The following is a 6,687-nucleotide window of genomic DNA, read 5'->3' as shown; positions in this document are numbered from 1 at the left end:
GCCCAAGGGAGCCCACCGCGTAGCCGTTGTGCGTGCCGCCGTTCTCGACGGCCGTCTAACTGGTGCGTACCAAAGAGCAGCCGCATAACCCCCAGGTTTTGCCCACTCCCGGCTGGCGGTCGACCACGCAACGCTGAACCGCTGGGTGGTGAAATTCGCACCGCAAATCGCGGCCCAGGCGCAAGCGAGGAAGCGGCCGAGCGCCACCTCCTGGCGGATGGATGAGACTTACATCAAGGTGAAGGGCAAGTGGACCTACCTCTACCGCGCCGTGGACCGGGATGGCCAAACCCTTGACTTTATGCTCTCGGAGCGCCGCAATCTGGCCGCTGCCCGGCGGTTCTTCAAACGGGCGATCGACACGAACGGCGTGCCCGACCGGGTCGTGATCGACAAGAGCGGTGCCAACCTAGCAGGACTGAAGGCGGTGAACGTGATCCTGAAATTCACCGGCAACGGGCGCACCATCGAGGTCCGGCAGGTCAAATTCCTCAATAACATACTTGAACAGGACCATCGCTTCATCAAGCGGATCACCGGTCCGATGAAGGGCTTCAAGGCGTTCCATTCGGCCGCAGCGACCATCGCCGGGATTGAGGCCGCCCACATGATCCGCAAGGGGCAGATCCCCGCCAATGGCGCCACCGCCTTCCAGACCTTCGCGGCGCTCGCAGCATAGTCATGTCTGCCGAACGGCTCCGCTCATCCTGCTCGGAAACTTGCGACAGAACCCCTTCAAGACATTGGGCGCGGCGCTTCTGGAAGCGCATGAGGACCAAGCCTCCCTTGAAGAGGCCATCGGTACTGCGGGCGGCTGGTCATCCCTCAAAGGGCTTGTCGCCACGGCCGCCCAACTGACCGATACATTCGCTGCGGACCCGCTGGCGCATGTTGTTCACGGATATCATCGCTTCCGGCGATATGCGCCCCGGATGCTGCGGGCGCTCGACATTTGTGCCGCGCCCGTGGCGGAACCGCTGCTGGCGGTAAGCAGGATCATCGCGGGCACGGAGACGACTGACGGCCGACCGCTGACCTTCCTGCGCCGCACTTCAAAGTGGCATCGCCACCTGAATGGATACGATGAGCACCGAGTATGGGAGGTCGCGGTCCTGTTCCATCTGCGCGACGCCTTCCGTTCCGGTGATATCTGGCTGGCGCATTCGCGAAGGTATGGCGACCTGAAGGACGCGCTGGTCCCGGTCGAGGCCGCCCGCGACACGCCGAGGCTGGCCATGCCGTTCGAGCCCGAAACCTGGCTGGCCGACCGCAAGGCGCGTCTGTCCGATGCTGTATGCCGCCTGGCGCGCGCTGCAAAGGCCGGGGCCATACCGGGAGGTTCCATAGAGGATGGCACCTTGAAAATCGATCGGCTGACCGCGGCGGTTCCCGAGGAAGCCGACACCCTGGTGCTCGATCTCTATGGGCGCCTGCCGGAAGTCCGGGTCACGGATCTTCTGCTCGAAGTGGATGCGGAGGTCGGCTTCACCGAGGCCTTTACCCATCTGCGCACTGGTGCGCCGTGCAAGGACCGGATCGGCCTGCTGAATGTGCTGCTTGCCGAGGGACTGAATCTCGGCCTCAGCAAAATGGCCGGGGCCACGAACACGCACGACTTCTTCCAGCTCTCCCGCCTGTCGAGATGGCATGTCGAAAGCGAGGCGATGGCTCGGGCCCTGGCCATGGTGATCGAAGGACAGTCGGCACTGCCGATGGCGCGGTTCTGGGGCGCCGGGCAATCCGCATCGAGCGACGGCCAGTTCTTCCCGACGACACGTCAGGGCGAGGCGATGAACCTGATCAACGCCAAGTACGGCCATGAACCAGGACTTAAGGCCTACACCCATGTCTCCGACCAGTTCGGCCCCTTCGCCACACAGACAATTCCGGCGACCGTGAACGAAGCACCCTATATCCTGGACGGCCTGCTGATGACCGACGCCGGTCAAAAGATCCGCGAGCAGTATGCCGATACAGGCGGCTTCACCGACCATGTCTTCGCGGTCACCGCGCTGCTGGGATTCCAGTTCATACCCCGCATCCGCGACCTGCCATCCAAGCGCCTTTATCTCTTCGATCCGGCAGCCTGCCCGAAAGAACTGAAGGGGCTGATCGGGGGCAAGATCAAGGAACGTCTCATCATGACAAACTGGCCGGATATCCTGCGCAGCGTGGCGACCATGGCGTCAGGGGCCATGCCTCCCAGCCAGCTCCTGCGGAAGTTTGCATCCTATCCCAGACAGCATGAACTGGCGGTGACCTTGCGAGAAATCGGACGGTCGAACGGACGCTCTTCATCATCGACTGGCTGCTCGATGCCGACATGCAGCGCCGCGCCCAGATCGGCCTAAACAAGGGTGAGGCCCATCACGCCCTGAAGAACGCCCTCCGCATCGGCCGTCAGGGTGAAATCCGCGATCGCACCTCCGAAGGCCAGCACTTCCGCATGGCCGGGCTGAACCTCCTCGCCGCAATCGTCATCTACTGGAACACCAGGCATCTCGGTGTCGCCGTCGCCAATCGCCGCCGCGAAGGCCTGGACTGCTCTCCCCACCTCATGGCGCATATCTCGCCCCTCGGCTGGGCACATATCCTGCTCACTGGCGAATACAGGTGGCCAAAAAGAGCTTAGCGTAGGATTCTGCCCCCTCCGGCATCAGACCCCTAATTCATTCACTTCAGTGATTTGAGATGTGAGGGACCGCCGAAATGAGTTCCGTGACCGGAACCAAACCGCGACAAACCCTGCGTCATTCTTACAGATGACGTTCCATCGGGAAATTACTCACCACCCACAGCATCTTGACAGGTTCACCACTTGTATTGCGAATTGAGTGCGGCAAGCGACCGTCAAAAGTGAAGCTGTCACCCTCCGACAGACTGGTCTCGACGCCGTCGACACTCATCAGGATCGTTCCTGCCAGCACCAGGCCACCCTTTTCAGCGGGCGAGGTTAGCGGTGCTGCCCCGGATGACCCATTCGGCGGAACGTGCAACATCATCAACTCCAGTCTTTGCGCCGCACCATCGGAAAGCAATTCCTTGGTCAGATAGCCCAGTTCGCAGAACGGACGCTTGCCCTTGCGGCGAACGAACATCGGATCCAGAACGCTTGGCTCCACGGTATTCTCGGGCGGGAACAGCGCTCCTGCGGTTGTTTCGAGAGCGACCTGGATCTTCGTAAGGACCCTAAGTGAGGGGTTAGCCAGATCCCGCTCGATCTGACTCAACATCCCCGCAGAGACTCCGGATACCCGTGACAGTTCCTGAAGCGAGATATTTTTTTCCTTCCTCAGGCGTTTGATCCTGAGGCCGACACCGGAGTTAACCTCGTCTTGTCGCGGTACATTATCCAGCGTTTGTCTGTCCTTACGCATCATATCTCTCAATTCTACTAAACCAGAGCACACGTAGAAGCTTGCCGACGACGCCACAAGTGCGGCCCCTGACTCTTGGGCCGCACACTCGCCTACTCATTCAGTATAGTGAAAAAAGTGCCGCGCAAGCAGAATTTTGCTTGACCAGGCAAAATTTTTCGCCCTACGTTCACTATATCGAACAGTAGGCGTTCGAATCATCAAGCGTCACGCCAGGGAGGGGTACAGACAGCTATGTCGCATCACATGTGCCTGACTTTCTTGCTTTTCCACCCGGAGCGCCGCCAATGATCCAGTACATCCTCCGCCGCGCGGTCCAATCCCTTATTGTTCTTCTCGGCGCATTGCTCATCTCTTTCGTTATTCTACGCGTGGTTCCTGGTGACCCGGCATTGATGATGCTGTCCGATCTCGCGACGCCCGAAGATATAGAACGAATGAGAGCTGCGCTTGGTGTCGACCAATCAGTCTGGTTGCAACTTGGCATTTTTTTGAAGCAGGTCGCAACTGGCGACTTCGGTATGTCCTACCGTAACCAAGTTCCGGCACTTGACCTCGTGCTGTCCTATCTTCCCGCGACATTCGAGCTCGCGGTAGCGGCTCTTGGCCTGACGATCGTCGTATCGGTTCCGCTGGGCGCCTACGCGGCGGTCCGCAAGGGCAGCTGGGTCGACAACATGCTGAGCGGCTTCGCCCTGATTGGTCAGTCGGTGCCAGTCTTCTGGCTCGGCATCATGCTAATCCTCGTAGTTTCGGTGCAGTTCCGCTTGCTGCCCACTTCGGGTCGTGGCGGTCTCAGCCACCTCATTCTGCCCGCAGTCACGCTTGCTGCCGCCCAAGTCGCCCTGGTGTCTCGAATCATGCGATCGAGCATGCTGGAGGTAATGCGGCAGGATTACATACGGACCGCTCGCGCAAAGGGCATTTCCGAGTGGGCGGTGATCCTGAGGCACGCGCTTCGCAACGCCTTTGCCCCGGTGGTCACCGTTCTCGGCCTGCAGGTCGGCACCTTACTCGGGGGTGCCATTATCACTGAAACTGTTTTTGCATGGCCAGGTGCGGGAAACCTGTTGGTCAATTCGATCGGAGCGCGCGACTACCCGGTGGTGCAGGCAATGGTCGTAATCTCGGCCCTCGTCTTTGTCATCACAAACCTGATCGTGGATATCATCTATGTCCTTCTCGATCCTCGCGTCACATACAGTTGAGGGTGAGTTGATGCACTTTCTCAGGTTCCTGCGCGCAAGGCCAATGTTCGCTTTTGCCATTCTCGTGCTCGCCATATTGGTGACGACAGCACTATTGGCGCCCTGGCTGACCCAGGGGCGCGGCGAGGCCCAGAACCTTTTCGCCCGGTTGAAACCGCCCGGCTGGGCCGACCCGAAGGGCGTGGTGCATCTGGCAGGTACCGACCATCTGGGGCGTGATGTCTTTGCTCGCCTGATTCAGGGTTCCCGTCTTTCGCTGGCCGTAGGCACCTTGGCAGTTGTTTTCGGCGGGTCCGTCGGCCTCGTCCTTGGCCTCATTTCGGGTTACTACGGTGGCAGAGTGGACGCTGTCATCATGCGCTTCACCGATATGCAGCTCGCCTTTCCCTTTATGCTGTTGGCACTGGCACTGGTGACGATTCTCGGCCCCAGCGTGACCAATGTAATCCTGGTTCTCGCGATCACGAGTTGGATCACCTATGCCAAGGTCGTGCGCGGCGACGTACTGCAACTGCGCAAAAGGGAATTCATTGAAGCAGCGCGGGTTCTGGGCATTCCGGACAGGCGCATCATCTTTCGTCATATTCTGCCGAACGTTTTCTCGTCTTTCCTCGTGGTCGCATCGTTCCAGGTTGCAGCTCTCATCATAGCTGAATCGTCGTTGAGTTTCCTCGGTCTTGGTGTGCCCAGCAGCATCCCGACATGGGGTTCAATGTTGGCGGATGGGCGCGAATACGTGCGTGACGCCTGGTGGCTGTCAGTTTTTCCAGGTGTTGGGATCATGCTGGCAGCCCTCAGCTTCAACTTGCTCGGAGACGGCCTGCGAGACTTGCTCGATCCGACAATGCGCGCCTCCCGTGGGCCTCGCCGTAGCTGGCGATTGCTCCCGGCGCGTATCACTGGGTCGGTCCTGCAAGCCGACATCGAAATCGTCCGCCCGGTGGTCGGAGACAATCAAGAAATGGGAAATAAGAAATGACTGTCACTGTCGGAAACGTAAAAGCGAAACCTGGGAAGCTGGAGCGCGGCGAACTGCGGGTGGGCAGCATGGCGGATGGATCGCCGATCCAACTGCCTGTGTTTATTGCCAGTGGGGTCAAGGATGGCCCCACCGTCTGGGTAGAAGGCTGCATCCACGGTGAGGAGTACGGTGGCGCGGCATCTATCATCCAGTTCATGCGTAGCCTCGATATAGGCACGCTTTCCGGGACGGTCATCGGAATTCCGGTCGCCAATCCGGCGTCCTTCAATTTCCGGTCGCGAGTATCATCGATCGACGGTCAGAACCTGAACCGGATATTCCCTGGCAGTCCCGACGGCAGCCACAGCTTCCAGCTCGCTGCAGTCATTGGCGAGCATCTGGAAAAGCACGCCGATTATCTGCTCGATCTGCACAGCGGCGGCATCGGTGCGGAAGTGCCGTTCTACGTGATCTACAAGGACGATGGCACCCAAAACGCTACACGGTCAAGGGAACTTGCAAAGCGAGTTGGTGTCGAGACGATCTGGCGGGCTGCCGAAATCCAGGGAATGGGCGGCACAGTGACGGCTGAATCGCTCCGCCACAACATTCCCTCAGTGACGGTGGAATGCGGCGGCGGAACCTTCACTCAGCAGCATCTCAATGACTACCTCGTTTCGATCAAGGGGTTCCTGCAAGCCACCGGCAACCTGCCCGGCGATGCGCCAGTACGCGACAGCTATACGATCATCAGCGGCGGCAGTTTCATTCATAATCGCGAAGGCGGCCTGTTCGTGCCAGCTTGCAAGGTCGGCGACATCCTTCCCAAGGGCGCAATGATTGGCACACTTATCAACCTCCATGGTGAAACAGTCGAGGAGATCCCGAATCCTTACGCAGATTCATACATTGCGGCCCTGCGCTGTAACTACTTCCCTACCCATGCCGGTGAAATCTGCGCCGAAGCCATCCCGGTAGAGCTCCGCGAAGGCCTTTGATCGACCCGGGGTGTTTTCGGGAATGGCTATGACAACTTTGGAAACGGGGAGAAGTCCATGTTTATGAAACCAATGCGGACCTTGACGCTCGCTGGTAGCCTGGTGCTAAGCACCACCGTAATCGGCGCCGGCCTATTGAGTAC

4 protein-coding genes and 2 pseudogenes are annotated in these 6,687 nt (G+C 59.4%); 5 read left to right on the top strand and 1 reads right to left on the bottom strand.

Translation table 11 applies throughout. From position 1 onward, the window contains the following. Positions 1-112: 112 nt before the first annotated feature. Positions 113-679: pseudogene (locus tag DJ029_RS21280) on the top strand (IS6 family transposase); the annotation flags it as partial. 55 nt (positions 680-734) lie between these two features. Then, positions 735-2,632: pseudogene (locus DJ029_RS21275) on the top strand (Tn3 family transposase); the annotation flags it as partial. Between the two features lie 124 nt (positions 2,633-2,756). Here the strand turns inward: DJ029_RS21275 and DJ029_RS21270 are convergent. Continuing rightward, positions 2,757-3,380: a cupin domain-containing protein gene (locus tag DJ029_RS21270; protein ID WP_232823173.1), complete on the bottom strand. Its 624-nt coding sequence runs from the start codon at positions 3,378-3,380 to the stop codon at positions 2,757-2,759. A gap of 284 nt (positions 3,381-3,664) precedes the next feature. Here DJ029_RS21270 and DJ029_RS21265 point away from each other — a divergent pair, with 284 nt between their 5' ends. The 3 genes from DJ029_RS21265 to DJ029_RS21255 are packed head-to-tail and all read left to right on the top strand — an operon-like array spanning position 3,665 to position 6,544. Further along, on the top strand, positions 3,665-4,585 hold the full coding sequence (locus tag DJ029_RS21265; RefSeq protein WP_112324469.1) for an ABC transporter permease: 921 nt from the start codon (positions 3,665-3,667) through the stop codon (positions 4,583-4,585). Next, positions 4,551-5,564, top strand: coding sequence for an ABC transporter permease (locus DJ029_RS21260; RefSeq protein ID WP_232823172.1), 1,014 nt, complete (start codon positions 4,551-4,553; stop codon positions 5,562-5,564). Before DJ029_RS21265 ends, DJ029_RS21260 begins: the two co-directional genes overlap by 35 nt. Then, positions 5,561-6,544 (top strand): succinylglutamate desuccinylase/aspartoacylase family protein, encoded by a 984-nt coding sequence (locus DJ029_RS21255; protein WP_112324468.1) that lies wholly within the window; start codon positions 5,561-5,563, stop codon positions 6,542-6,544. The genes DJ029_RS21260 and DJ029_RS21255 overlap by 4 nt, the downstream gene beginning before the upstream one ends. Positions 6,545-6,687 lie beyond the last annotated feature (143 nt).

It is taken from the genome of Oceanibium sediminis, from assembly GCF_003265325.1.
Taxonomy (GTDB): Bacteria; Pseudomonadota; Alphaproteobacteria; order Rhodobacterales; family Rhodobacteraceae; genus Halovulum; species Halovulum sediminis.
Note: the sequence above shows the minus strand (reverse complement) of the source record. Positions and strands in the feature narration are given on the sequence as shown.